The organism is Limosilactobacillus gastricus PS3, assembly GCF_000247775.1.
GTDB lineage: Bacteria > Bacillota > Bacilli > Lactobacillales > Lactobacillaceae > Limosilactobacillus > Limosilactobacillus gastricus_A.
Window position 1 is genome coordinate 70,010 of the sequence record NZ_AICN01000014.1, and the last position, 26,808, is coordinate 96,817.

The following is a 26,808-nucleotide window of genomic DNA, read 5'->3' on the forward strand; positions in this document are numbered from 1 at the left end:
GTTTTCACTATTTTTTATATCTGACATTATTTTTCAGACCGTATCCCAACCTCATCTATTTAGGGCCCAGCGATAAGGAAAATTAGGATCATCTAAGGACCATGTCCCGATCACTTGACCATCGGGACCGATTACTTTAACAATCGTCGTGGATGAGGATGAATTATTACTCGTCCCACTCTTGGAACTCGAACCAGTCGATGAACTTGTTATGTCTGCCGCGGATAATTGAGATTGCGCAGCTTTTAAGTTGGCCTGAGCCTGGTTAAGTTTCGTTTGGGCTTGGTCTAGTTGCTCTAGAGCGGCTTGATAGGCCGCTTGCGCCCGCGCTAAGTTTGTTTGTAAACTAGCGCTTTGACTCGCATCTAAACTGGTCGTGGTTGTCGGTGCGGTCAAAATTGTTTCGCCTCCCTTATCCTGGAAGGTCGTTTGGTCTTTGATATAGGCACTGGCATCTGTAATATCAATAATATGAATTCGAGTATACAAATTCCCATCATTTACAATCGCATCCGTAGCTACACCAAGATAAGTAATCCGTTGCTCTACCGGAGTTTGATCCCGAATAAAATTATTGTATCTCAAGGTTCCTAGCAAGGAAACGGTGTGACCATAGTTGGAATCAGCATCTTGGAAGAGCATCTGCATAATAGCCGTATAGAGCTGATTTTTCAAATCCGCCATGGTCGTGGTTGTTTCATATTTTCCAGTAGAATCCCAAAGGACATTAATTGCTAGATTCTCATAATACTGACTATTGCCGCTAGTAGTTGCCAATCCATAACCACTCGCCACCGCATTGATTCCACTGTAGTAATGTTGTAAATCAGTATAACGATCATTTTGGTATTTATTGGCCACATCAATTGCCATCGCAACAGCTCCCGTCGTGACAACTACCCGACCAGTATAATCAACTAAACCTAACTGTTCCCGCGCTTGGTTAATTACTTCGGCCGCAAACCAAGATAGTTCATCAGCCTGGCTAGTAGTCAAGTTAGTCCAATCAGCAGCGGTCGCTAAGTCACTAGCATCCGTATCCGCATATGAATTTAAGGCGTAACCTTGATCAAGTGCTTGCCCCCAAGTTTGCTGAGCAGCACTCAGTTGGGCACTCGTTGCATTGCTATTAGTCAGAACCTTTAAATAATCATTCGTCGCACTTTGCATAGCTGTATTCACGGTTACCGTTGGGGTATTCGCTGAACTGGCCGAAGTTGCCGTCAGTTGACTTTGAATATTTTGGACTGCCGCAGAGGTTGAATTGACTGCCGCTTGTGCCTGATCGTATTCACTTTGGGCTTGGTCAACCGCTGTTTGCGCCGAATCCACAGCTGACTGCGCCGCCTGAGCTGAACTTTGCTGGTTGGTAGCACTTGAGTTAGTAGCGGCCGTGCCAGAACTATCCGCTCTGACGGTTGGCGACTGACTCCAGAAAATTCCACTCGCCAAGACTGTTGTTGAAATAAGGGTTAAAATGGTCTTTTTCATAATTCACCATCCTTTCTAATTTTGGAGTTGCGTCATTTTAGCATGTTGTTGCCAATAAATATATGTATCGAGTTATATACATAAATCAACGTCAAGCCTGTATTTATCAATAGTTATCGGTTATCAGTCCTCGAAAATTTTTATTCGATCATTTGAAGTTATATCAAAAGTTATTTAAAAAGGCGTTTAAATAAGCCCTGCCAAGGATGGCAGGGCTTTCATTATTTTCAAACATATATTTATTTTCTTAATCTTAAGCCTGACTTTATAAAGCCGAAACTTATTTGATAACACAGAAATCTATTCACAAACTTATCAAAAGATCTTTTTCACAAAATTTATAGTGAATTTTCGAAAATAGTGCTAAATTATCTCCGCAACTTAATTATTTTAAATTATTTCTTGATATATATCGTTAGTTATCCTACTTTCAGTTAAATTTCTAAATGAATATAATATATATTAACGCATAACTTTGTGAAAACTGACCCTGATACCAAGGAGTATATTCGAAAGGATTTCATTATGGATTTTAAAACACGCCGAAAATTATACAAAAGTGGTAAACAATGGGTCATCAGTACCATCTTTAGTGCTGCCGTTCTCTCAGGAATGATCTTCTCGAGTCAGCCAGTCACGATTCATGCCGACTCAACTCCAAGCATTACTAACTCCTCCAGCGCTGCCAGCATTGATTCTGCCCAAGTTGCTCGGGACCAAGCGATCGCAAGTGCAGCAACCAGTCAATCCGCAGCTTTATCAGCTAATTCAGCCGCTGTAGAAGCAGTGAATAATCGGCTAGAAACAGCACAAAATAACTACAACGAAGCAGTAGCTAATGCGCCTGAAGTTACTAAAACGGTTGCCGCTAATCAACAAGCCGCCACTGGTAGTGATGATTGGAATCAATTAACGACGACCGAACAAAATGCGATCCAAGCCATTGTGACGACACCTGGAAATGAATACTATCAATCTTCGTATCCCGCTGAATTAGCCGGTATGTACCCCACCATCACGATTGGCGAAAACAGCACCAATGTCTTTAAAGACGGCGTAACCACCAACATAGTTGGTTCTGTCGATCAGCTTCCCTTAACCTTTTATCCTGGGATCTTACAGTATGATCCAACTAATGACACTTCAGCCACGGTTTCCGGACAACTGACTCGGGATCAAGTAATCGAATTAAATGACCTGTCCAATACTTGGATGAACTGGATGCGCAACTACATTTACAACACCCTGGGCTGGACCATTCAATCGGCCACGAGTGATGAAAAATACTCCAAAGATGATTTCCAAACCGCTGATAACCAATTATTAACTTTAAGTAGCCATCTCGACTACTTTAATGAAGCGCAGTCGCTGCGGAACGTTCCGCCGAACAACTTGGCTATCAACACAGTGTTAATTTAAAGGGCCTCGATGGTTCGGGCTTCCGACGGGGATCCCAATATACCTATCGGGCAATGACCAATGATCGTCAGTTAACGGCCAATAAGAGTTCTTATGCCGGCGAAAACCTTTATGAGATCTCAGGAAAGACCATGTTGCAACTAGAGGTTGACCTCTACAACAAGATGCAAGCCATGCTATGGAGTGAGGTACTACAAGAAACTCCTGACAGTACTAGTGAACACCCAGCCTATTACGTCAGTGGTCACCTGCTTAATGCTTTGACGCCATACAATTCGGAAGCTTCACTCGCTACCCAATACGTTGATGACGATACTTATTATGTCATTTGGGAATTTGCCGGTATTAAAAATGGTCAAGCCCTCACTGATAACGGTAAAGAAACCGTCTCTTCAGGGATTATTGATCAAATCAAGCAAGCTACTAGTCCCACTAGCAAAACTTACATTGACTACACTGGCGATAATATCGTGGCAGCTCAAGAAGCTTTAACCGCGGCTCGGCAAAATGCCCAAAGTGAATTATCAACCTTGGAAGCAACCGCCGCTCAAATCAACCAAGATTACGTTTCGGCAGTTCAAGCGGCTAATGAAACTTACAACCTCGCCTTAGCTACGGCGACAGAGCAATTGAATCAGGCAAGCAATGCTACGAACAATGATTCAGTTCTCTCATCCACTCCCGTAACCGCGATCCCTACTGATGACGACACCGCTGCTCCAGTGTCAGACAACTCTTCTCTGAGTGACTCTGTTTCTGAAAATACGACGGCATCCGCTAGTGAAGAAATCAGTCAAAGCACCGCTGAAAGTGTCTCAATGACTACGAGCCCCACAAGCGTTAGTTTAGCGACTACCAATTCAATAACTGCGTCGACTGTCTTGACATCTGCAACTTCTACTAGCAATTCAGTTGTTACAGCAACGTCGACTTCCACTAACCAAACCAGTAATAACTCTGTCGAAAGCACCTCAACTGCTAGCAGTGAAATGGTTAGTCAAGACCCCGTTCAGTCAACTGCATCGTCAACCGTGGCAAGTACTGCAAATCGGCTTAGTCAAGTGAATGTTATCTCAGCTTCAACTGCATCATTAGTATCTGAAACCACTCCAGTTACTTCCACTAGCCAAGCTCCTCACATTCTTCCAGCCACCGCTACTAAAGCAACCAGCCTCGTAACAATTTCTGCCACAAATACGACCGCATCTACTCAAAAGGCAACTAATGAAGGCCAGAAGAACACTACCTTGCCACAAACTGGCAATCAATCAACGACTGTTTTTGCCTTCCTAATGGCTAGTTTGACTAGTTTCCTTAGCCTGATAGGCCTCCGTCGTCTTAAATAAATCCACTTAGAAAAACTAAATTGATATATAAAAAACGAACCCCCTAAGTTAGACCAACCATCCAACTTAGGGGGTTCGCTTATGCGATCCGATATACTTTTTGATTATTTCAAATACTTTTCTGGGTCATCTAACAAGTCTTTTACTTGCACTCGTTGACGCTGATTATCAGTCACCGATTTGATTTCTAATTCTTCAGTTTCAACTTCGCGATCACCAACCACGACAAAGTATCGACTATTTTTCCGTTCGGCTTCTTTAATCTGCTTCCCAAGCTTAATCCCTTGATAATCTTTATCGACTGCCAGGCCTTGTTCTCGCAACTTTTGCATTAATTTAAAGGCATACTGGTCACCTGTTTGATTGGCGGATACGAAGAAAAGGTCCAGGGATGGTTGGGGAATAAAGGCCGGATTTTCTTCTTCTAAGAGTAATAATAAACGTTCGAAGCCAAGGCCATAACCGATCCCGCCTTCTTCTTCGGGGCCACCCAATTGGCCAATCAAACCATTGTAACGACCACCACCACAGACGGTGACATAACCTCCCCCAAAGGCTTTAGAATCAGACATAATTTCAAAAATGGTATGGGTGTAATAATCTAAGCCCCGAACCATCGTCGGATCCACCACATAATCAATTTCAAAGTCATCTAACAAGCTCTTTACTTGGGCAAAGTAATTGGCCGAGTATTCATTTAATGAATCCATAATTGATGGCGCATTGGCCACAATTGCTTGATCATGCTCATCTTTACTATCTAAGACCCGTAGTGGGTTCTTTTCTAGCCGAGTTTGAGAATCCGCACTTAATTCATCTTTATAAGGGGTTAAGTAGTTGACCAAGGCAGCATGATAGGCCTCCCGTGATTCGCGATCTCCCAAGGTATTAATTGCCACCCGCAAGTTATTAATCCCTAATCGCTTAAAGAAGGTTAAGGCTTCTAAAATGACTTCGGCATCAATTTGTGGCGATTCACTATTTAAGGCTTCACAGCCGATTTGCGTGAATTGGCGTTGCCGACCAGATTGAGGCCGTTCATAGCGAAACATTGGGCCAATATAAAACATCTTGTATGGTTTTGGATATTCTGGGCCAAAAAGCTTGTTTTCCACATAAGAGCGGACCACACCAGCCGTCCCTTCTGGTCGCAAGGCAATGTGACGGCCACCTTTATCATCAAAGTCGTACATTTCCTTGGTGACAATATCTGACGTTTCACCGACGTTTCGCGAATAAACATTAAATTCCTCAAACATCGGGGTCCGAATTTCCGAATAACCATATTGATGGAAGGTCTCCCGAGCGACTGCTTCCACCTTTTGCCATAATTCACTATCCCCCGGTAAAATATCGGCGGTTCCCTTTGGTTTTTGATAGCGACTCTTTGCCTTTGCCATATTTCCCTCCAACTAACTTTTAAATTATTAATTCCAAAAGAAAAACTCCCCCACGGCAAATGCCTGGAGGGAGTTGATAACTCTGTGCCACCTCTGTTCGTGATAATCTCACAATTATCACCTCATTAAGTCAGTCTTGACTTACGCAACTAACGGAGCGGCCCGGATAATCTATTCTCAAGTGTGTATTCACGTTATGACCAGCTTTCAGCAGGACTGGATCTCTGTTCAATTACCATAACGCTTTCGGGTTTGAAATTATCATTTTCATTTAACTTATGATTGATTCTATTCAGCTCAGGCCCGCTTGTCAAGCCCCATTCTACAAAACTGCATCAACCATTCCCGCACTAATCTGCCAAGTAATTCCATAAGCATCCACAATCTGACCCATCTGCCCATCATTTTCCCGTTTTCCAAAGGGAATCGTGACCCGCTGTTGGTCCGATGCAGATAAACGTTGGAAGAGTTCCTTGGCCGCGCGTTCGTCATCATCAAAATCAAGCATAATAGCGATTCTCGATGAAACCTGTGGATCCGACATCAACGCATCCGCACACACAATCACTTGTCCCGCAATCGAAAATTCCGCTTGCATGGTCGTATCCATCATTTGATCGGGATCTAAGCCCATCGATTCGATTTGTTCCTCACTGAGGGGCCGGTGAGCAATGATCTCCGCACCAAATTGTTCAACGTAATAATCCATCGCCTTTTTCGCATTGTCAAAAATTAAGTATGGATATATTTTTGCCATATAATGCCTCCATTTCGCGATGGATAAATTATACGCAAGATCCGAATTTCCGTCAAACCAGGGCCTTCTACTATGATAGAATGATGGACGGAATTTACTTTAATTAACTGAGGAGCAAATCTATGAAAAAACGCCAATACAGTCGGTGGCTAGTTTTAGGAATCTTCTTACTTGCTGCTTGTATGCGCTCACCTTTTACTTCCTTGCCATCCGTGATCGATCAAATTGCGGCTAGCTTCCATCAACCAGCCACTAATCTAGGAATCTTGACCACGATCCCCCTAATTTGTTTTGGACTTTGTTCCACTATTGTACCGTCTATCAGTCGCCGCTGGGGCAACGAAGTCACTTTGGGGGTAGCTTTGCTGATCATGGTGATCGGTTCTTTTCTCCGGATCTTTAATTTTGTAACTTTGATCTTTGGCACAATTTTAGTCGGAATTGCCATCACCTTTTTAAATGTATTATTGCCAGCTGTAATTACGGAGAAGATTCCGCAAAAGATTGGTCTCTTGACCGGGATGTACAATGTTTCTTTAGCGATTTTTAGTGCGATTGGCGCCTATGTAATCACCCCGGTCACCCAAGCAACGAATTGGCAGACCGCCATTATCGGTTTTACCCTCCTGATTGGCGTGACCTTTATCGTCTGGTTGCCTAACCTGCGCTTTAACCACCGCCATCTCGTTCCTATCCAAGCAGGAAACCAAACGCGGATTTGGACAAATCCTCGGGCTTGGTTGTTATTAATGTATTTTGGTCTCCAGTCTTTTGCCTTTTATATCATCGTCGCTTGGCTTCCTTCGATTGCCATGGCCGCCGGGCTTTCAAATGCAACCGCCAGTTTAGTCGCGAGTTCTTTCCAACTATTATCGCTCCCGGCTGCCTTTCTTATTCCGACCATCACTCCCCGGTTTAAAAATCGAGTTCCCTTAGTTATTATGGCGGCCACTCCCCTATTAATCGGTCTGATCTTATTGCTCTGGCCACTTAACTCCTTGGCTTACTTTATTTTTATTAGTTTCCTCTTGGGAACGGGAACCTCGGCCACTTTTGGGATTGTTATCACCCTCTTTGGCCTTAAAACCCATTCGCCAGAAGAAACGAGCCGGTTATCAGGGATGGTCCAATCCGTCGGCTACATTCTCGCGGCTTTAGGCCCTGTGATTGCCGGAAACATCAAAGCAGCGACTGGTAATTGGCAGGCCAGTTTATGGATGACCATTATCATCGTCGTCATTATGATCGCTTTTGGCGCCCTAAGCGAACGGCACCAATACATTAACTAGAATTTATTTTAAACTAGACCAATTCTAGACCAATTTAATAAAAAGCGATTACATGACCATTTTTTAATCCAGACCTTTTTAGCTGTCAAGGTTAAAAATCGCCGTATTAGTGCATTTATTAACAAAAAAGGCTATAATATCACATGTATTTAGATCACAATCATAAACATAAGGAGTGACGATTTTGGCTACCGAAATTAAAGCTGTTATCACATTGTTTGGGGCTACTGGTGACCTTGCGCACCGGAAGCTCTACCCATCATTATTTAACTTATTCCGCAAAGGTTTCCTCGCAGATAATTTTGCTTTGCTAGGGACTTCTCGGAGTGAGTGGAGCGATGCCGATTTCCAAGCAAAGGTTCGTGAATCAATTAGTAAAGTTGACGAAGACCAAGCAGGTCAATACGACGCTTTCGTTAAGCACTTCTTCTACCAACCACATGACGTTACTAATCCTGAACACTACGATAAGTTAAACGAACGTATCGCTGAACTAGAAGATAAGTTCGCTACTGAAGGTAATCGGTTATTCTACATGTCCATGGCCCCACGATTCTTTGGGACTATTGCGGCTAACATCAAGTCCCAAGGATTGCTTTCTGACAATGGTTTTAACCGTCTCGTCATTGAAAAGCCATTTGGCCGTGACTTTGACTCAGCTCAAGAATTAAATAAGGAATTAACCGAAACCTTTGATGAAGATCAAATCTTCCGGATTGACCACTACTTAGGCAAAGAAATGGTCCAAAATATCTCTGCCCTTCGTTTTGGTAATACTGCCATCGAAGCTCTTTGGAACAACCAATACATCGACAACATCCAAGTTACTTTAAGCGAAGACATGGGGGTTGAAGAACGGGCTGGTTACTATGATCAATCTGGGGCTTTACGGGATATGGTCCAAAACCACATCATGCAAGTAGTAGCCCAATTAGCCATGGAACAACCATTAACCTTCACTGACCAAGACATCCGGGCTGAAAAAGCTAAGGCTTTACGGAGTTTACGGAAGTACACCCCATCTGAAGCAGCTGCTAATTTTGTTCGTGGTCAATACGCTGCCGGTGACAACAATAACGAATACCGTAAAGAAGATGGGGTTGATCCAAAATCCATCACTGAAACATACGTGGCAGCTAAGTTAACCTTTGATAGTTACCGCTGGGCTGGAGTTCCTTTCTACGTCCGGACCGGGAAGCTTTTAGCTGGTAAGTTCACCCGTGTTGACGTTGTCTTCAAGAAACCACTTATTGACATTTTTGCTACTCCAGCCAATTCCAACGATCAAAAGTTAAACAACAACGTTTTAACTATTTACATTGATCCAACACCAGGCTTTAGCTTAACCCTTAATGCTAAAAAGGTTGGTCAAGGTTATACCACTGAACCAATTGATTTGACCTTTAATCAAAGTGCCGAACAAAAGGCTCTTTCGCCAGAACCATACGAACGACTCTTCCACGACGCCCTTGAAGGAAACAGCACCAACTTTGCTTCTTGGTCAGAAATCGCGGATGCTTGGCAATTCGTTGACGTCATTCGCCAAGTTTGGGACCACGAAGAACCAAACTTCCCGAACTACCAACCTGGTTCAATGGGACCAAAAGAAGCTGATGAATTATTAGCTCGTGATGGTCGTCAATGGGTTTACTAAACTAAATTCTTAATTATTTAGAAGCTCATCCTTTGTCGGGATGAGTTTTTTTATTACTCAATTTAAAATTCCCGCTTTCCTTATCAACCAGAATTGATTATTATTTGAATAGTAATATCTCAGCATTTAAATATATACACAGGAAATTAAGATGAAAGTAAATATCACAAATCTATACGGAATGGCAGCTAACTCAACTGCCCAATTAGCCCAAAACAAGGTCACCAACATTGCCAAAGAGCTTGGCTTTAACGAATTAGGAATCTACTACTATAATGCTCTGGGTGAATCTGAAGAGCAACGCGCCTCCCGTATTGATGGGATCTTAGCCTCAGTAGGCGTTGGCGACATCATTATCTTCCAACTGCCAACTTGGAATGCCATTGAATACGATCGCCTCTTCTTGCAACGAGCTCGTGCCTATGGCGTTAAAATCGTCATGTTCGTCCAGGACATTCTCCCCTTAATGTTCAAGAGTAACTATCATGACTGGATGCCAGTTTTCGTTGATTTCTATGATCAAAGTGACTACTTGATCTTGCCGAGTCCAAATATGGAAGCTAAATTGCGTGAAGAAGGGCTAACCATGGATCACGATCATATTATCTTCCAACGCTTGTGGGATCACCCTACCAATTTTGAACCCCAACGGCCAACTTTTGAACGCAAACTTTCCTTTACTGGGCAACCGGAGCGCTTCCCCTTTATCAAAAATTGGCACTTTACTACCCCGGTTGACGTATACACCATGGGCGATCCTGAACAATTCCAGGATTTAAATATTAATTTCAAGGGCTTTTATCCCGATGAGTTGCTCTTATATCAATTAAATCGCGGCTTGGGCTTATGTTGGAGTGAGAATTCGCCGGAAAAAGATGAACGCGATTACTCAAGATGGAATGCTTCCTATAAGCTCAGCACCTATTTGGCAGCCGGGATGCCAGTCGTCGCTAATCGTGACATTTCATGTGCCGACCTCATCGAAGAACACCACCTAGGGATTTTAGCAGACACGCTCGCCGAAGCAGACCAATTAGTCCAAAGCCTAAGTGAGGATGAATACAACACCATGGCCGACAATGCCGTTAACCTTAGTTTCTTGTTGCGGCATGGGCACATTACCAAAGAATTATTACTGGAGACCGTCCGGCGGGTGCTGAGTTTTTAATTGTGATATGAATCACGCTTAGTTTCTTTCAGTCATTTGGGTGTATTTAAATGGCGCGAATCCATCAATTCTTAAGATTTATTCATGTTGCTCACTAGTTATCAAATAATTAACATAAGCCCCGTTTATCTGTTATAATAATAGAGTAAAAACTTTTAAGGAGTGTGACAAACTAATGTCAGAAGAAGCACAAATTGGTGTTATTGGTTTAGCCGTTATGGGTAAGAACCTGGCGCTTAACATTGAAAGCCGCGGATTTACTGTTGGTGTTTACAACCGTCACCGTAACCGGACTGACGAAATGATGAAGGACCACAGTGAAAAGAAGTTGGTACCAAGCTACACGATTGAAGACTTCGTTGACTCATTAGAAAAACCTCGCCGGATCTTGATGATGGTTCAAGCTGGTAAAGGGACTGATGCAGTGATCGATGAATTACTCCCATTACTTGACAAGGGTGATGTCTTGATCGATGGTGGTAACACTAACTTCCACGACACGATGGCACGGAATGCTAAGCTTGACGAATCTGGAATTAACTTCATCGGGATGGGTGTTTCCGGTGGTGAATTAGGTGCCTTACAAGGACCTTCATTAATGCCAGGTGGTCAAAAGGAAGCTTACGACTTGGTTGAACCTATCTTGACTCAAATTGCTGCTAAAGCTGAAGATGGTAAGCCATGTGTTACTTACATCGGTCCTAACGGTGCTGGTCACTATGTTAAGATGGTCCACAACGGGATCGAATATGGTGATGAAGAATTAATCGACGAAGCATACAATGTAATGCGTAATGTCCTTGGCCTTTCAGTTGATGACATGGCTGACATCTTTGCTGACTGGAACAAGGGGGAATTGGACAGTTACCTTGTTGAAATCACTGCTGACATCTTAACTCGTAAGGATGACTTAGGTGACGACAAGACTAAGCCAATCGTTGACATGATTCTCGACCGTGGTGCTAACAAAGGTACTGGTAAGTGGAGTTCAGAAACGGCCCTTGATGGTGGTGCTCCTCAATCAGTTATCACGGAAGCTGTTTACGCTCGTTACATCTCAATGTTGAAGGACGAACGGGTTGCTGCAAGCAAGGCCCTTCCAGAAGATGTTGAAAGTGCTAACTTCACGGATGAAGAAAAGCAAGAATACATCGAAAAGGTTCGGGAAGCTCTTTACTTCGGTAAGGTGATGAGTTACGCTCAAGGATTCGAACAAATGCGGATCGACTCAGAACGTTACGATTGGAACCTTCAATACGGTGAATTGGCTCAAATCTGGCGTGAAGGTTGTATCATTCGGGCCCAATTCTTACAAAAGATCACGGATGCTTTTGAAAAGGACCCAGAATTGAAGAACTTATTGCTTGATGACTACTTCAAGGAAATCACTAAGAAGTACCAAAAGGCTATCCGGGACGTTGTTGCTCTAGCTGTTAAGGCTGGTATTCCGGTCCCTGCCTTCGCAGCAGCTATTAGCTACTACGACTCATACCGGGCTGAAGTGCTTCCTGCTAACTTGCTTCAAGCACAACGTGACTACTTCGGTGCTCACACTTACGAACGGACTGACCGTGACGGTAACTACCACTACAGCTGGTACGAAGAACAATAAAAACATTCCTAAAACGTTTTTAGGCTCCCTAATTTGGGAGCCTTTTTCTATGCAGTAAAAAAATGCTAGGCAACCCCATCGTCCACCTAGCACTAACATTGATTTTATAGAATTAGCAACATTGGAATGAATCCAACCACGTTATTTAAGAAATGTACCCCAATCGAAAGTTTGATATTACCCGTTTTCCGATAGATAAAAGCTAAGACACACCCCAACGAGAAGTAAATCAAGAAACTATAAATAGTGGTACTTGCATGACAAGCCGAAAACAAAGTGGCTGATAAGATAATTGGCCACCAGAATCGTTCATCTTTAAAGAATAAATTCATGATCAAGCCCCGAAAGATTAATTCTTCCACCACTGGAGCCATAAAGACGAGTGAGATCACGACAAAAGTTACCGAAATCTTATTACCGTTCATAATTTGATTTATCTGCATATCATTAGCCGTTTCCCCTTGATGAGCAAGGACCTCATTTAACCAACTAAATAAAGATACCAATACCCGGCCAATGACTAAGCCACCCAAAACCCAAAGGGCCTTCTTACCATTTGACATTGTCACGACTGGCCAACGTCGATATTTAGGATAATAAGATGCAACCCACCAAATAATTAATCCATACGCGATCAGGGCTATAGCACCAAAGAAAAGCTCTAACCGAATATTTTTCTCACAATTTCCCATGATCATCAGAAAGACCGGCGGGATTGAGATAACCAGATAAAGTAAGAACAACCATAGGATCCGAATCAGATAATCTGCCTTCGTCAATTTTTTCATAATGTCCCCCAATAATATTACTAAAGATTATTCAAATAATATCATAATAATTAGTGGGAACAAGCTAATTTTATATACTTATTTATTTTATTGACTTTGCGGAATGCAAGCTTGAATAATTTCCACCATCTCATCAATATCTTCATGGCAATCTCGCCGCAACCAGCGACTGATCACTTGGGTAATTCCTGCCATGAAGAAACTACTCATATAACGAATTTTCTCTTCATCCATCACCCCATGCTTTTGATACCGTGGTCGGAAAATATTAGCGACCAATTGATCAAAGCGATCCTGATGATGAAAGTCGCGTTGGTGGGTTAAATAAATTCGGTAAATTCGTGCATGATCACGCACAAACTGAAGATATGGTTTTAAGTATTGCTCACTAACCAGGCTTTGATCCTCATTCGATGAACCCGCAGCTTGATATGTCGCGAACTCCGCCCGGAATAACTCTACTAGATACTCATAGGCCTCTTCTAACAGATCATATTGATTACCATAGTAAGCATAGAAGGTGGAGCGATTTACTCCAGCGGTTTGGCAGATTTTACTTACCGAAATGTGATCAAAATCTGCTTCATCTAATAACAAGATCAGGGCTTGTTGTAATTTAATCTGCGCCTTAGTTGCCATTTTACTGTTTCTCCTGATGGTGACGCTTCGATTCCTCAGCAGACGCTTTTAAGCGCGCTTTCGCACTGGCGATATCCTCGCCGTCTCTGGTAAAGAAGCGGGCAATGAATTTATCGGAAATATTGTTAAAGCCATCCACGGCCATCGTTTCCGTTTTTTGATAAGCCTTGGTCACACCCTGTTCAATTTGATGATGGGCGGCTACCACTTGCTTCGCAATTTTTTGATTTCTTTCGTTAATTGACATCTTTCTTTCCTCCAAAATGCTCTGCTTTGATTATCTATACTATAACTAATAATCAATAATCTAAACACAACATCTTGATCAAAAAGTGTTGGCTAACAAAAAACGCCACCAAGTTGGTGACGTCATCATGATTATTTATCAAAGAACCGCGCACAGTAGGCTGCTAAAACTGCCCCAATTTCGGGTGCTAATAAGTAGACCCAGTAGTGACTGATTGCACTACCACCAGCTAAGAGTGCTGGACCAAATGACCGCGCTGGGTTTAAGGAACCACCCGTTAAGTTCAAGCAAACAATGATCAAGAAGGCTAAAGTGATCCCAATGATTAAACCGGCCATCATCCCGTTACCAAAACGATCGCTGGTCACCAATAAAATGATCAAGACAAACAAGAAGGTTGCTAAACATTCAACGATTAAAGCGGTGAATGATGAAATCTTCGTAAAATCAGTTTGTCCAAGAGCCGTGGTATCTTGACCTAAAGCAGAGACAAAGTACTTTACAAAGCCAGAAGCCACAAGTGCCCCAATAAATTGGGAAATAATGTAGCCAATTGCATCGGCCCCTTCGATCTTTTTGTTTAACCACATAGCCGTCGTTACGGCTGGGTTAAAGTGCCCGCCAGATACGGCTCCAAATGAGTATGCGGAGATCGTAATGGCTAACCCAAAGGCTAACCCAATTGCTAAGACATTGCCCTTAGCAATGACTACTGTTGCGGTCCCTAAAAAGACCAACATGAATGTACCGAAGAATTCGGCGACATAGTTTTGAATCTTCATGATTCCCTCCTATTAATTTGATTTTATCCAACTTATCTATAATACCAAATTAATATATATAATGTCAATCATTCAGATAGCACTCGATAAATTAAGAACGGTTCGCAACTCCCTATGCTTACTTGATCAAACCGAACTTGGTTAGCCATTGACGAACTTGGGCTTGGTTATCATCATAACGGAGCCCATTTTTGAAATTCGCTCCATCGGCTTCAGCCAATTGACGAACATATTTTTGAGAGTCCTTAATGGGGGTACTCATACTCGTGGTAAAGGGAATAATGGTCTTACCCTTAAAATTATATTCCTCAAATAAAGTCCAAAATAACATTGGCGGGCGTGACCACCAGGTCGGATAACCTAACAAAATGGTATCGTATTGATCCAGATCCGGTAATTGCGTTGCTAAGGCCGGGTGAATATTATTCTTCAACTCTCGTTCCCCACGCTTTGCTGCATCATTATAGCCATCATACCGATCTTGAGGATAAATCCGAACCATGTCCGCACCCGTTTGTTTTTGAAGATACTGAGCAGCTTCTTTTGTCGAGCCCTGTAAAGAAAAGTAAATGATTAAGGTCTTTTTCGCGGCAGCCGTCGGACTCGCTTCGACCTGGTCTTCTTGACTAAAATTACTCCAAAAAGCTGCCAACGCCGATATCATGGTCATGATAGTAATCATCAATCGATTTCGAAATCGGATTATAGTCATTATCAAATCCTCCTAATAAATTCTAAGTTGGTATAATTAGTTTAGGTAAAATTTGCTGGCCCTAACAGAACTTATTTCACATGGTACCATTCTCCTAATGCATACTAAAAGCGACCAACCATCAATCTTGCGATTAACCGTCAGTCGCTTTTTCTTTAAGCCAATTTATTTATCTAATTCTGTCCGCACCACTAAAACATCAATCGGCGCACACCGCTTAACATATGAAGTTACCGAACCAATCATCGCTCGTTGAATCCGCGTTAAACCACTAGCCCCAATCATAATTAAGTCATTATGGTGATCCTTTGGGAAATCGTATGCAATCACCGTCTTTGGGTTACCTAGCCGGATATGTACATCTACATCCGTAAAATCAAATTCGTCCTTAGCTCGTTGAACTAATTCATTTAAGTATTCTTGAGACTTATCTACCAATTGGTAAGCAATACTACTATCTGACATCCCCGCAAAGTTGTATGACATTGCTCGGGTATCAATAACATTTAAAACATCTAAGTGTGCATGGTTCCGCTTGGCATTGTTTACCGCCTTTTCAAAAGCAATCTCCGCTTCTTTTGAACCGTCCACCGGAACTAAAATGTTGTTGTATTCTTGCATGATCTCAACCTCCATGTGCAACCTATCTTTATATTTATTATACCATATTCACTGGTTCACGATTGCCACGCTTTTCCATAATCCAATTGACATTTTAATCAAAATCTAATAATATTTTAGTAATTAATATTACTAGCCTAAGGGAGTTGTATCATGGACGCAATTGATAAGAAAATTCTTAACATGCTACAGGAGAATGCTCGAATCTCACTTAAAGAGCTCTCCAATGCATGTTTTATCTCTTCACCCGCTATTGCGGCGCGGATTAACAAGCTCGAAAAATCCGGGATCATTAACGGCTATCACATGAGCATCAACCTCGATGCGATTGACTACTATGTTAAAGCCTTCATCATGGTTCAACTCGAACCACGGCAAAAGGACGAATTTTATCCCTATGTTCAATCAGTCCCGAATGTCATCGAATGTAACTGTGTCACAGGTGACTTTTCAGAAGTCATGGAGGTTGCTTTCCCTACCACTGCGGAACTCGATTCCTTCATTAATGAAATCCAACGGCGGTTTGGTAAAACCAGCACCCAAATTGTCTTTTCCACCAGTGTTGAAAACCGGGGCATCATGTTTAGTGACGCCGAAGAAGAAGAAAGTAAATAAGGTTCCGATCGCGAGCGGAACCTTATTTTTGATGTTTTAACAAGTCCTCGATTTGATCTAATCGTTCTGCAAACATCTTTAAAGCTTGATCAAGATAAGCACGGCCGGTCATATCAATGCCAGCTGCCTGCATGGTTTCAATCGGATCTTTAGAGCTGCCTGACTTCAAAAAGCCTAGGTACCGATCTAGAGCCCCTGTCTGTCCCGCCCAAACTTGTTGGGCAAGACTGGATGAAGCAGCCCAAGAAGTAGCGTATTGGTACACATAATAATTCATATAGAAATGCGGTACATAGGCCCAGCTCTGACTAGCACCTCCTGCTAATAAGCTCACCTGGGGCCCGTAGTATCGATGCAAAAGCTCAGTACTAAGTTGATCTAAATAATCGGCCGTTAAGGTTTGACCGTCTTGTTCTGCTTGATAAGCTTGATGCTCAAATTCCGCAAATTGGGTCTGGCGGAAAATGGACCCAATGTAGCCATTAATTGATTCTTCTAAAACGTAAAGTTGAATTTGCGGATCGTCTTGATACTTGGCCAGTAAATATTCGGTCAAAATATTTTCATTAAAGGTTGAAGCCACTTCAGCGAGAAAAATCGGTGCATCCGCATATTGGGCTGGTTGATGGTGTTGACTAAACCAACTATGCATCGCATGACCAGATTCGTGCGCTAAAACGAAGGTACTGTATAGCTTATCAGTCCAATTTAAAAGAATGAAGGGATTGCCATCGTAAACACTAACTTGATAACCACCCGAGCGTTTTCCTTTGTTTTCGGCCACATCGATCCACCGTTGGTTAAATTCTGTTTGGAGACCTTTCACATAATCATCACCCAGCACCGCTAAGGCCGCCAGTGTAAGTTCCTTCCCTTGGCTAAAGGTTGTTTTCATAACCTCATTGCCAGCTAAAGGAACGTTAAAGTCCGCTTGTGAAAAGTCACTAATTCCCAATGTCCGTTGCTTGATTGCATACCAGCGATGAGCTAGGTCTAGATGATCATTTACCGTGGTCACTAAGGTGTCATAAACTTGTTCATCAATTTGGTGGGGAGTAAGCGCTGCCTGCCGAGCCGATTGATAATGACGAATTTCTGCTTGGGCATTTTGACTGCTGACAAAGCTATTAAAAGTCTGGGCAAAGGTGTTTCTTAAATCATGGTATGGCTTAGCATAGGCTTTTACCGCTGCTTGGCGTACCGAGCGATCCATTGATTCGGTATACTGGCTACGGTTTCCATGGGTTAACTCGACCCATTGGCCGTGCTCATCTTTAATTTGTCCAAATTTTAGATCGGCATCATTTAAGGTATTGTAGATCTCTTCAGCACTGTCTAAAGTTCGATTTAGTCGATTTAAAAGGGCTTCTTCACTCGTTTTGAGAACATGGCCCCGTTGAAGACGCATCCGCTTAATTTCCACTGCAAATTCTTGCAAGGCCGGACTTGTTGTTAACCAGTTCGCTAACTTATCTTCGGGAAGTGCCAATAATTCTGGCTCAATGAAGGCCGTTTGCGTTTGTACCTGAACTAAGGTTTGCGCAGCTTGACCAAATAAATTATTCGCCCTCGCATCAGTAGTATCACTATCCCGACGCAAGAAAGCATAGACATAGGCTTTTTCTAACTTCACGTCAAGGTCGCGGGACGCTTGTAAAACCTGAGTTAAAGCTTGGGCGCTATCACCTAAGTGCCCCTTCATGTCACCTAATTGTGCCGTCAGTTTAGTAATCTCGGCTAAGTCCGCCTGCATGGCTTGATCATCGGAATAAAGTAAACTTAAATCCCACTTTAATTCATTCGGGACATCTTTTCGTAAAGGTAAGTGTGTGCTTGGCATTTAGACTAAATCTCCTCATCGTTCTTTATTATTTAATGATTTTAGCAGAATCCTGATAAATCTTAAAATTAATCGTTCATCCTTTGAAAAAGGTGTTAAGATGGGTACCGTTATAAAGTAGGATTTACGGGAGGATCTTATCTTGTCAGAAAAAGTTGCCAATACCTTTGATGGGCGTCTAATTTTTTTGATGCTATCAATTTTGCTGAACGTCTTTTTTAACGCTTTAACGGTTTCTACCAATATGGGAAGTGCCGTCTGGACTGCTTCAGCCGTTAACTTGGCACACTTGTTTAATCTTTCACTAGGCAACACCCTCTTTTTAGAGGGTGTTATTGTTGCCATTGTCAATTTAATTTTACTTGGGCAGTTTGATTACTTCCGTTTGTTCCGTAATTTAATCTTTATTGTGCCATATAGTTATCTGTTAGCCTGGTTTAAGCAACTTTTCTTCGCTATGGGGATTCCCTTATTACCAATTGGCTGGCGCTTTGTCCTCGACCTAGTTGGCCTAACTGGCGTGGCCGTGGCCGTGTCCCTTTATCAACGGGCCAACGTTGTCTTACACCCAAATGATGATTTACCTTTCATTTTAAGGTTCCGTTTTCTACATGGATCACCATGCTGGTCACAATGGGACAGCAATATTCCACCCATTGCCATCATCGTTGTTACTGCCATCCTTACGCATCAACTCTTTGCCGTTAACATTGGGACTATTCTTAACTTTGTGATGCAAGGTTACATTATTGGTTGGGCTGACCAACATATTTTCCCGCAACTGCATCACCATCTTGACTTTAAATCGACATTACATTAACCAAAACGATGTAGAACCACCAATTCTTGAAATATCAGGAATTGATGGTTCTTTTGTATCAATGAGTTCGAAATGCATGAAAATTCATCTTCCGCCTCCCATGTGATACAATTTTGGGTACCAAAAATCACCCCATCATATTTTGATGCAGAAAAAAGAGGTATTCATTATGCAAATCGCACTTATCACCGGCGCAGGACGCCAAGGAAACTTAGGATTCGAAACAGCAAAACAACTGGGCGAAAAAGGGTATACTGTCATTCTAGCCGCCAGAAGAGCAGTAGAATTAGAAAATCTGGTTGCAGAACTAAAAGATAGCGATATTAATGCTTCTTATGTTGTACTTGATGTTACTGACGAAGAAAGCGCTCGACAAGCTGCCTCAGTCGTTGCGACCAAATACGGCAAAATTGATATTCTCGTAAATAACGCGGCCTTAATGAAAGCCGGTGCTTCCATCGAAGAAGAAAGCATTAAATTGATGAAGGAAACTCTTGATACTAATGTCGTTGGTGCCTGGAACGTTACCCAAAAGTTGTTACCGCTTTTAAAGAAGTCGGACCACCCCCGGATTGTAAACGTATCTAGTGGTGCTGGCTCTTATGACGATCCAGATTACGGCCTTCGTTATGGTAAATTTGGCGCAATGGGCTATGGTATCAGTAAACTGGCCCTCAACGGACTCACCGTGAAAATGGCCAGGGATCTCGCACCATATGGCATCCTTGTCAATTCCGTCTGCCCAGACGTAACTGACACTTACGGCAGTGGGTTCGGTCGAAAGGTCGCAGATAGTGCAAAGAGTGTTATCTGGGCCGCTGAACTACCGGATGACGGCCCCACAGGTGGCTTCTTCCGGGATGGCAAAGCACTGCCCTGGTAATTAAAAATCGAGAATGGTGAAATTTCACCATTCTCGATTTTTATTTTGCGTCATTATGAAATCTTTATATTTGGCAGTTAATTTTACTATTTAACCAATTCAGCTACCTCATCAGCAGCCTTTACAATCCCATGGTCATCCATGTACTTAACAATAGCGTCAATCGTTAAGAAAGGCACCTCTAATCGATCAGCCATTCCTGCTAAAGCATCCCGGCGGGCCATCGTCCCATCAGCCTTTAAAACTTCAATAATCACCGCCACCGGTTGACGATGAGCTAGATAGGCTAAATCTACCGCCGCTTCGGTATGCCCTACCCGGTCCCGCAACCCATTTGGTTGAGCATATAAGGGTTGAATATGACCTGGATGATTAAAATCAGTTGCCTTTGCATCCGGCTTAGCCATTTGTTGAATAGTTGCCGCCCGATCAAAAGCAGACACCCCAGTCGTCACGCCAGTAGCTTCTAATGTTCCGTCGGCAGTAATTGTAAAGGGAGTCCCATGAGGATCCGTACTGTGCTTAACCATTGGAGTAAAGCCGAGCTTTTCAGTTAACGCCTTTGGCATTGGTACACACATTAAGCCATTTGCTTCATGCAACATTTGGTAAACAACAGCTGGTTGGATGTCTTGGGCTAAGGCCACCAAGTCACCTTCATTTTCCCGTCCTTCATCATCAGCTAAAATAATAAAACCGCCTTTTTGTAAGTGTTCCAAGGCCACTTCAACTGTTGAAAATTCCATTCGTCAATTACCTCTCTTTTCTAATCAATTATCTATCTCTCGTTCGAACGCAACTTCATAATAACGAACTTTTAATTAAAAATCAAGGTATATTTTTCATTAAAACACGAACTATATATCGTTCATTCACGTGAATGTTAGTGTATAGGCAAAAGACGAGCTTCAAAATTTATAAAAAAGATCAGCGAAGAGTGTAGACACTTCACTGATCGTTATTAAATTAAGATTTAATTTTCCGCAATCCTGGCAATGAAATCATTACCAGAAAACTCAAAATATAGAGGGTTGCCAAAAAGCCCATGACAACTGTTAAGGAATAATGATCAATTAGCAAACCAATTACCACCGAAGAAAATCCACCAACTGCTCGACCCGTGTTCATGATGACATTATTGGCAGTTGACCGGATCTCTGTTGGATAAAGCAGACTAATTACGGCACCATAGCCACCAAACATTCCGTTGGAAAAGAAACCGATACATGCCCCCGCTAGCAACATTCCTACCATGGTATGAGCATTTAAGATGGTGAACATTACTCCAGCGCTCCCCAACAAGAAAATAGTAAAGGCCCACCGTGGACTTAATTTGTCGAGAACTGTTCCAAAAACTAACATCCCCAGACTCATCCCAATAATCGTGGCGATCATCCAATAGGATGAACCAGAAACACTCAGGCCATGTTGTTGTTGAACAATTGATGGTAACCAGTTCATCAAACCAAAATAACCTGCAATCTGTACAATGGTCATCCACATTAAGCCTAAGGTTTGCAGGCTTAAGCTTGGCGTTGCGAACAAACGACCAAAAGAAATCCGCTCTTGATTCTGTTTGGCTTGGGCCTGAGCCTTTAAAAAGCTATCACTTTCTTGCACGTGTTCACGGACAAAGTAAGTCAAAATCACGGGTAAAATCCCGAAGAGGTACAAAGTATTCCAACCCCAAGTTGGGACAACCCAAGCCGCTAACAGAGCCGCTAAGATCGATCCCACTTGACCACCAATAGCTGCTATCGAAGTCATGCGACCAATTTGACTGGCTCGGAAATTTTCAGCAATTAAGGCAATCCCAACGCCGTATTCCCCACCGGCTCCAATTCCGGCGATAAACCGTAGAATATACAAACTGGTAATGTTATGGGCGAAGAAAGTTAAGCCGGTGGCGATCGCAAAAATAAAAATGGTATAAGTAAAGGTTTTGACCCGACCAATTCGATCACCTAGGAGTCCAAACAAGGTACCCCCAACAAACATCCCTAAATTAGTGAAGGTCCCAATCCAACCACCAGCGGCACCAGAAATGTGCAATTGGGCAATGATCGCTGATAAAGAAAAGGACAGAAACATCACGTCCATATTCTCCAACATAAACCCTGACGATAGGGATGCTAAGACCCACTTTTGATTGGCACTCATCGACGATGAATTGGCATCTACTTGTTTCACAATATTTCCCTCCAAAATTAATGCTCTCAGACATTAGTTATTCTGATTCCTTCAAAATTATGACACCAAGCTTTAGCAAGGTCAATAAGATTTTAGTCTTTCACAAAAGCGATGATTCCGGCTTTTTACCAACTTGTGAAGTAAAAAATAATTTTTTACTTAATTTTTTACTAAAAACATCTTGATCATTTATTTGAAAGCGGTTACACTATATTTGTGAATTTCATAAAGCTTGATAGGAGGTTCTTTTATGAATGACGCTACTGCACCACGCGGTAATGGTATGACCGCGCGGATCTCATATTCATTTGGTGCCTTTGGTCACGATATGTTCTACGGGATGTTGTCCACCTACTTCATGAACTTCGTGACGGGACACTTGTTCTCAAGCGGCGCTAATACCGCTAAGATGGTCGGTTACATTTCTGGTTTGATCATGATCTTGCGGATCGTTGAATTGGTCATCGATCCATATATCGGGAATGCCATCGACAAAACCAACACTCGTTGGGGCACTTTAAGCCTTGGGTTGTTGGTGGGGGGATTATCTCTGCCGTTGCTATCGCCATCTTGTTCACTAACATGGGTGGCTTGACGACTCGTAGCCCTTACCTATACTTGGCAATCTTCGCCGTTATCTACATTGTGATGGATATCTTCTATTCATTTAACGATGTGGCCTTCTGGTCAATGATCCCTGCGATCTCATTTGACTCGGAAGAACGGGAAAAGACCGCCACTTTCGCCCGGATCGGGTCAACAATTGGTGGTAACTTAGTTGGGGTCATCATTATGCCGGTGGTCCTCTTCTTCTCCATTAAGTCAAATGGGGGAACTGGTGATGACCGTGGTTGGTTCATGTTCGCCTTAATCGTTGCCGGAATTTCCGCCATTACTGCTATCGGGGTGGGTCTCTTCACCCATGAAAAGCAAAACGAACTCCGGGAGAACAAGGAATCTACGACGATTGGTCAAGTTTTAGGCGTTTTGGTTCATAACGACCAATTAATGTCAATTGCCGTTACTTACTTGTTCTACACCACTGGGGTTACCTTACTTAACTCTTTGGAACTTTACTACTTCCAATACATCATTGGTAACTCAGCTGCTTACTCCTACCTTCCATTACTGAATGGGGTAATCGGGATCTTCACTGTGGCACTTTACCCTGCCCTTTCCAAGCGGTTCACGCGGCGGAACGTCTTCTTTGGTTCAGTAGCCATCATGCTTTGTGCTGTTGTCCTCTTTGCCTTTGCTGGTAAGTCAGTCGTTATGGCCACGATTGCCGGGGTGCTCTTTGCCTTACCACAACCATTAAACTTCTTAGTTGTCTTAATGATCATCACGGATAGTGTTGAATATGGTCAACTGAAGTTAGGTCACCGGGATGAAGGGTTAGTCCTTTCTGTTCGTCCATTGCTTGATAAGTTCGGGGGCGCCGTTGCTTCTGGGGTTGTTGGTTTAACTGCTACTGCTGCCGGCATGATTTCCGGTGCCACGGCAGATACGATTACGAGCCACGGATCTTTGGTCTTCAAGACGATGATGTTTGCGGTTCCTGCCGTAATGGTTATTATCTCAGTCTTCATCTTCGCTAAGAAGGTTAAGTTATCTGAACAATACCACGCTGAAATCGTGGATGAATTGGAACGGACTTGGCACCAAAACTTGGCTGAAGATGATACTGAAGCCATTGCAACCCGTGATGGGGACGAAGATGCGGCTTACGGTTCTAACAGCACCACGCAATTCTTAGCTCCAGTTGACGGAAAACTCTTACCATTGGCTTCCGTAAGTGATGAAGCTTTCGCCAGTGGTTCCATGGGTGAAGGATTTGCGATCGATCCATCTGCTGGTGATGTTTACGCCCCATTTGATGGGAAAGTGGTCGCAACCTTCCCAACTAACCATGCGGTGGCCTTAGTATCTGATGATGGTATTCCAGTCTTAATCCACGTTGGGGTTAACACCGTTGAGATGCAAGGAGAGGGCTTCGTCAGCTTCGTTCATAACGGTCAACGAGTTCACGCCGATGATAAATTACTCGAATTCTCATCCAGTGCTATTAAGAATGCCGGCAAAGATGATACTGTAATGGTTGTCTTTACCAAGAATGAAAAATCACCAGACTTTGATCTTACGACAATTAAAGATTCTGGCGCGGTCCTTCATAATGAAGCCGTTCTAGAAGTTACGACTAAGTAGTCTGGTAAACAAATGGCTACAAAAAGCGAGGTTTACCATGGTAAATCTCGCTTTTGCTTTAAATTATTGAGGAGGAAACTTCCATGAGTATTAATGTTAATGAAGAACATCAACTTTTCCATTTACAAACCGCTAACACTAGTTACATCTTCCACGTGATGATCAACGGCGATGCTGGCCAATTATACTACGGAACCAAAATTCCGGTAAAAGCCGACTACCTTAACCTTGACACCCACGAAGAACACGATTGTACCAACACTTTAACTGATGACCAAACTGATTTCCAATTGGAATTATTAAAGCAAGAATATGCTAGTTTTGGTAAAGGTGACTTCCGTTACCCAGCATTCCAATTAACTAATCCCGACGGTTCACGAATCAGTGAATTTAAGTACCATCATTATGAACTAACGAACGGGAAGGAACGATTGGCTGGTCAACCATCCGCTTTCGCTAGCGACGAAGATGACAGTCAAACGCTTAAACTTCACTTTTTAGACGATGTTAACCAAGTCGAACTAGTCCTTAACTACACTGTTTTTGAAAATGAAGATGTCATCGTCCGCAGTAGCACCTTTATCAATCATGGCGCACCGGTCGAATTAAACCGTGCTTTAAGTATGCAATTAGACTTACCTGATCGCCAATATGATCTCGTCCAATTTGACGGATCTTGGGCCCGGGAACGTCATCTCCACCGGAGTCCACTTCGTTACGGTACTCAAAGTAACAGCAGTCTTCGTCTTCACTCTGGTCACCAATCTAACCCCTTCTTTATGTTAGCTCGACCACACACGGATAATAACCAAGGGGGGGCTTTCGGCTTTAACTTGATCTATTCTGGTAATTTCTTAGATAGCGTTGAGGTCGATCAATTCGATACCACCCGAGTTCTGGTCGGAATTAACCCAGAAGAATTCGGTTGGCACCTTGGAACGGACGAATCCTTCCAAACTCCTGAAGCTGTCTTAACCTATACCGACAATGGATTTAACCAATTAAGTCAACAACTTGGCGCCTTTTACAACCACCACCTCTTGAACCAAAACTTCGTTAACCAAGATCGGCCAATCTTAATCAACAACTGGGAAGCTACTTTCATGGACTTCACCGAAGATAAGTTGATGCCAATCGTGGAGAAGGCTAAGGAATTAGGGATCGAAATGTTTGTCCTGGATGATGGTTGGTTCGGTCACCGGGATAATGACCTCTCCAGTCTCGGTGATTGGTTCGTTGATCAAAAGAAATTTATCAACGGGATTGGCGGATTCTCTTACCGAGTTCATAATCTCGGCATGAAGTTCGGCCTTTGGTTCGAACCAGAAATGATTTCCGTGGATAGTGAATTATTCCAACAACATCCCGAATGGCGGATCGGAGCGCCAAAACGGCAACTAACGCCTGCCCGGCATCAATTCGTCTTAGATATGTCGCGGCCGGAAGTCGTTGATTACTTATACGAAAAGATGAGTGCGATCATCAAAGATACCCAGCTTGATTACATTAAGTGGGACATGAATCGGAGTATTACCGAAGCCTTTAGCGCCGACCTACCTGCCGATCGGCAACTTGAATTTGGTCACCGCTACATCCTAGGGGTTTATGACCTTTATGACCGCTTAACCAAGGCCTTTCCAAAGGTCCTCTTTGAATCATGTGCTTCGGGTGGTGGACGCTTTGATCTTGGGATGATGTACTATGCTCCCCAAGCATGGGCTAGTGATGATACCGATGCCGTAGAACGGTTAGCCATCCAGGATGGGACTTCATATGGTTACACCCAAAATATGTGGGGAGCCCACGTTTCTGCCGTGCCAAATGACCAAGTCGGTCGACTGACTTCCATTGACCTACGGGCTAAAGTAGCTTACTTTGGTGACTTTGGTTACGAATTAGACATCACCAAGTTAAGTCCCGAAGAACAAGCAACCATTCGCGATCAGGTCGCTTTCTACAAGCAATACCGGCACCTCTTCCAATTTGGGAAGTTCTACCGCTTGGAAAGCCCGGATAGTGATGCACAAAATGTCTTTAGTTGGGAAGTCGTTAACGACGATCAAACCGAAGCCATCGGTGCTCGCTTCCAGGTCCTAAACGGGGCTAACCCAGCTTACATCCGCTTCTACTTTGCCGGACTGGATCCTGAAAAGCAATACACAGTTAACGACAGCGATGAAGTCTTTAGTGGCCAAGAATTAATGTCAGCTGGTTACTTTGTTCCACGGGTAATGCCACGGACCCCTGAAAAGGATCCTGCTGACTTTAAGGGTAGCCTCTTTATCGCTAAAGCGATTAAATAATCATAATTGGGGTTTGAAATCGATTCC

Annotated in this window: 22 protein-coding genes and 1 pseudogene; 11 read left to right on the forward strand and 12 right to left on the reverse strand. The window is 43.0% G+C overall.

Features of this window, described 5'->3' with window-relative positions:
* Positions 1-51: 51 nt before the first annotated feature.
* Positions 52-1,491, reverse strand: coding sequence for an SEC10/PgrA surface exclusion domain-containing protein (locus tag PS3_RS01675; RefSeq protein ID WP_040467880.1), 1,440 nt, complete (start codon positions 1,489-1,491; stop codon positions 52-54).
* Between the two features lie 525 nt (positions 1,492-2,016).
* On the opposite strand from PS3_RS01675, the gene PS3_RS01680 reads away from it, so the two are divergent.
* Positions 2,017-2,910 (forward strand): KxYKxGKxW signal peptide domain-containing protein, encoded by an 894-nt coding sequence (locus PS3_RS01680; RefSeq protein WP_040467881.1) that lies wholly within the window; start codon positions 2,017-2,019, stop codon positions 2,908-2,910.
* Positions 2,911-2,963: 53 nt separating this feature from the next.
* Positions 2,964-4,256, forward strand: a complete 1,293-nt coding sequence (locus PS3_RS01685) for an LPXTG cell wall anchor domain-containing protein (protein WP_040467882.1) — start codon at positions 2,964-2,966, stop codon at positions 4,254-4,256.
* Between the two features lie 104 nt (positions 4,257-4,360).
* Here PS3_RS01685 and hisS read toward each other — a convergent pair whose 3' ends face one another.
* Both hisS and PS3_RS01695 read right to left on the reverse strand, forming a co-directional pair.
* Positions 4,361-5,656 carry a histidine--tRNA ligase gene (gene hisS, locus PS3_RS01690; RefSeq protein WP_007121818.1) on the reverse strand — a complete coding sequence of 432 codons (1,296 nt, stop codon included), beginning with the start codon at positions 5,654-5,656 and terminating at the stop codon, positions 4,361-4,363.
* A 322-nt stretch (positions 5,657-5,978) separates the two neighbouring features.
* On the reverse strand, positions 5,979-6,413 hold the full coding sequence (locus PS3_RS01695) for a VOC family protein (protein ID WP_040467883.1): 435 nt from the start codon (positions 6,411-6,413) through the stop codon (positions 5,979-5,981).
* Positions 6,414-6,535: 122 nt separating this feature from the next.
* Between PS3_RS01695 and PS3_RS01700 the strand changes: the two genes are divergently transcribed.
* From PS3_RS01700 to gndA, 4 genes are all read left to right on the forward strand, one after another.
* Complete coding sequence (locus PS3_RS01700; RefSeq protein WP_007121819.1) at positions 6,536-7,702, forward strand: CynX/NimT family MFS transporter; 1,167 nt, start codon at positions 6,536-6,538, stop codon at positions 7,700-7,702.
* 184 nt (positions 7,703-7,886) lie between these two features.
* Positions 7,887-9,356 (forward strand): glucose-6-phosphate dehydrogenase, encoded by a 1,470-nt coding sequence (gene zwf / locus PS3_RS01705; protein WP_007121820.1) that lies wholly within the window; start codon positions 7,887-7,889, stop codon positions 9,354-9,356.
* 151 nt (positions 9,357-9,507) lie between these two features.
* Complete coding sequence (locus PS3_RS01710; RefSeq protein WP_040467884.1) at positions 9,508-10,524, forward strand: sugar transferase; 1,017 nt, start codon at positions 9,508-9,510, stop codon at positions 10,522-10,524.
* A 175-nt stretch (positions 10,525-10,699) separates the two neighbouring features.
* Complete coding sequence (gene gndA / locus PS3_RS01715; RefSeq protein ID WP_007121821.1) at positions 10,700-12,136, forward strand: NADP-dependent phosphogluconate dehydrogenase; 1,437 nt, start codon at positions 10,700-10,702, stop codon at positions 12,134-12,136.
* A 104-nt stretch (positions 12,137-12,240) separates the two neighbouring features.
* On the opposite strand, the gene PS3_RS01720 is transcribed toward gndA, so the two are convergent.
* The 6 genes from PS3_RS01720 to PS3_RS01745 form a co-directional block, all read right to left on the reverse strand.
* The gene (locus PS3_RS01720; RefSeq protein WP_040467885.1) at positions 12,241-12,924 is read right to left on the reverse strand and encodes a CPBP family intramembrane glutamic endopeptidase; all 684 of its coding nucleotides are present in this window, start codon (positions 12,922-12,924) and stop codon (positions 12,241-12,243) included.
* A gap of 87 nt (positions 12,925-13,011) precedes the next feature.
* Positions 13,012-13,563 carry a TetR/AcrR family transcriptional regulator gene (locus tag PS3_RS01725; RefSeq protein ID WP_040467886.1) on the reverse strand — a complete coding sequence of 184 codons (552 nt, stop codon included), beginning with the start codon at positions 13,561-13,563 and terminating at the stop codon, positions 13,012-13,014.
* 1 nt (position 13,564) lies between these two features.
* Positions 13,565-13,810: a hypothetical protein gene (locus PS3_RS01730; protein WP_040467887.1), complete on the reverse strand. Its 246-nt coding sequence runs from the start codon at positions 13,808-13,810 to the stop codon at positions 13,565-13,567.
* 131 nt (positions 13,811-13,941) lie between these two features.
* Positions 13,942-14,586, reverse strand: a complete 645-nt coding sequence (locus PS3_RS01735; RefSeq protein ID WP_040467900.1) for an MIP/aquaporin family protein — start codon at positions 14,584-14,586, stop codon at positions 13,942-13,944.
* Between the two features lie 124 nt (positions 14,587-14,710).
* On the reverse strand, positions 14,711-15,304 hold the full coding sequence (locus tag PS3_RS01740) for a flavodoxin (protein WP_081478365.1): 594 nt from the start codon (positions 15,302-15,304) through the stop codon (positions 14,711-14,713).
* 165 nt (positions 15,305-15,469) lie between these two features.
* Positions 15,470-15,928: a universal stress protein gene (locus tag PS3_RS01745; protein WP_040467902.1), complete on the reverse strand. Its 459-nt coding sequence runs from the start codon at positions 15,926-15,928 to the stop codon at positions 15,470-15,472.
* A 150-nt stretch (positions 15,929-16,078) separates the two neighbouring features.
* Here PS3_RS01745 and PS3_RS01750 point away from each other — a divergent pair, with 150 nt between their 5' ends.
* Positions 16,079-16,540, forward strand: coding sequence for an Lrp/AsnC family transcriptional regulator (locus PS3_RS01750; protein ID WP_007121824.1), 462 nt, complete (start codon positions 16,079-16,081; stop codon positions 16,538-16,540).
* 22 nt (positions 16,541-16,562) lie between these two features.
* Here the strand turns inward: PS3_RS01750 and pepF are convergent, their stop codons facing one another.
* On the reverse strand, positions 16,563-18,380 hold the full coding sequence (pepF, locus tag PS3_RS01755; protein WP_007121825.1) for an oligoendopeptidase F: 1,818 nt from the start codon (positions 18,378-18,380) through the stop codon (positions 16,563-16,565).
* Positions 18,381-18,519: 139 nt separating this feature from the next.
* Between pepF and PS3_RS01760 the strand changes: the two genes are divergently transcribed.
* Positions 18,520-19,200: a membrane protein gene (locus PS3_RS01760; protein WP_040467888.1), complete on the forward strand. Its 681-nt coding sequence runs from the start codon at positions 18,520-18,522 to the stop codon at positions 19,198-19,200.
* A 169-nt stretch (positions 19,201-19,369) separates the two neighbouring features.
* Positions 19,370-20,083: an SDR family NAD(P)-dependent oxidoreductase gene (locus PS3_RS01765; protein ID WP_202798047.1), complete on the forward strand. Its 714-nt coding sequence runs from the start codon at positions 19,370-19,372 to the stop codon at positions 20,081-20,083.
* 86 nt (positions 20,084-20,169) lie between these two features.
* On the opposite strand, the gene ribB is transcribed toward PS3_RS01765, so the two are convergent.
* Positions 20,170-20,829 (reverse strand): 3,4-dihydroxy-2-butanone-4-phosphate synthase, encoded by a 660-nt coding sequence (ribB, locus tag PS3_RS01770; RefSeq protein WP_007121827.1) that lies wholly within the window; start codon positions 20,827-20,829, stop codon positions 20,170-20,172.
* Positions 20,830-21,049: 220 nt separating this feature from the next.
* On the reverse strand, positions 21,050-22,243 hold the full coding sequence (locus tag PS3_RS01775; protein WP_040467904.1) for an MFS transporter: 1,194 nt from the start codon (positions 22,241-22,243) through the stop codon (positions 21,050-21,052).
* A gap of 280 nt (positions 22,244-22,523) precedes the next feature.
* Here PS3_RS01775 and PS3_RS01780 point away from each other — a divergent pair.
* Positions 22,524-24,478, forward strand: a pseudogene (locus PS3_RS01780) (glycoside-pentoside-hexuronide (GPH):cation symporter).
* Positions 24,479-24,561: 83 nt separating this feature from the next.
* A complete protein-coding gene (locus PS3_RS01785; protein ID WP_007121830.1) occupies positions 24,562-26,781 on the forward strand; it encodes an alpha-galactosidase in 2,220 nt (739 codons plus the stop codon).
* Positions 26,782-26,808 lie beyond the last annotated feature (27 nt).

What these genes read in the sequence shown, in the direction of transcription:
- PS3_RS01750 (WP_007121824.1), top strand. Translation starts at nt 16,079, where the DNA reads ATGGACGCAATTGATAAGAAAATTCTTAACATGCTACAGGAGAATGCT.
- PS3_RS01695 (WP_040467883.1), bottom strand. Translation starts at nt 6,413, where the DNA reads ATGGCAAAAATATATCCATACTTAATTTTTGACAATGCGAAAAAGGCG.
- PS3_RS01680 (WP_040467881.1), top strand. Translation starts at nt 2,017, where the DNA reads ATGGATTTTAAAACACGCCGAAAATTATACAAAAGTGGTAAACAATGG.
- pepF (WP_007121825.1), bottom strand. Translation starts at nt 18,380, where the DNA reads ATGCCAAGCACACACTTACCTTTACGAAAAGATGTCCCGAATGAATTA.
- PS3_RS01725 (WP_040467886.1), bottom strand. Translation starts at nt 13,563, where the DNA reads ATGGCAACTAAGGCGCAGATTAAATTACAACAAGCCCTGATCTTGTTA.
- gndA (WP_007121821.1), top strand. Translation starts at nt 10,700, where the DNA reads ATGTCAGAAGAAGCACAAATTGGTGTTATTGGTTTAGCCGTTATGGGT.
- PS3_RS01765 (WP_202798047.1), top strand. Translation starts at nt 19,370, where the DNA reads ATGCAAATCGCACTTATCACCGGCGCAGGACGCCAAGGAAACTTAGGA.
- PS3_RS01740 (WP_081478365.1), bottom strand. Translation starts at nt 15,304, where the DNA reads ATGACTATAATCCGATTTCGAAATCGATTGATGATTACTATCATGACC.
- PS3_RS01710 (WP_040467884.1), top strand. Translation starts at nt 9,508, where the DNA reads ATGAAAGTAAATATCACAAATCTATACGGAATGGCAGCTAACTCAACT.
- ribB (WP_007121827.1), bottom strand. Translation starts at nt 20,829, where the DNA reads ATGGAATTTTCAACAGTTGAAGTGGCCTTGGAACACTTACAAAAAGGC.
- PS3_RS01775 (WP_040467904.1), bottom strand. Translation starts at nt 22,243, where the DNA reads ATGAGTGCCAATCAAAAGTGGGTCTTAGCATCCCTATCGTCAGGGTTT.
- PS3_RS01720 (WP_040467885.1), bottom strand. Translation starts at nt 12,924, where the DNA reads ATGAAAAAATTGACGAAGGCAGATTATCTGATTCGGATCCTATGGTTG.
- PS3_RS01675 (WP_040467880.1), bottom strand. Translation starts at nt 1,491, where the DNA reads ATGAAAAAGACCATTTTAACCCTTATTTCAACAACAGTCTTGGCGAGT.
- PS3_RS01785 (WP_007121830.1), top strand. Translation starts at nt 24,562, where the DNA reads ATGAGTATTAATGTTAATGAAGAACATCAACTTTTCCATTTACAAACC.
- PS3_RS01700 (WP_007121819.1), top strand. Translation starts at nt 6,536, where the DNA reads ATGAAAAAACGCCAATACAGTCGGTGGCTAGTTTTAGGAATCTTCTTA.
- PS3_RS01730 (WP_040467887.1), bottom strand. Translation starts at nt 13,810, where the DNA reads ATGTCAATTAACGAAAGAAATCAAAAAATTGCGAAGCAAGTGGTAGCC.
- hisS (WP_007121818.1), bottom strand. Translation starts at nt 5,656, where the DNA reads ATGGCAAAGGCAAAGAGTCGCTATCAAAAACCAAAGGGAACCGCCGAT.
- PS3_RS01685 (WP_040467882.1), top strand. Translation starts at nt 2,964, where the DNA reads ATGACCAATGATCGTCAGTTAACGGCCAATAAGAGTTCTTATGCCGGC.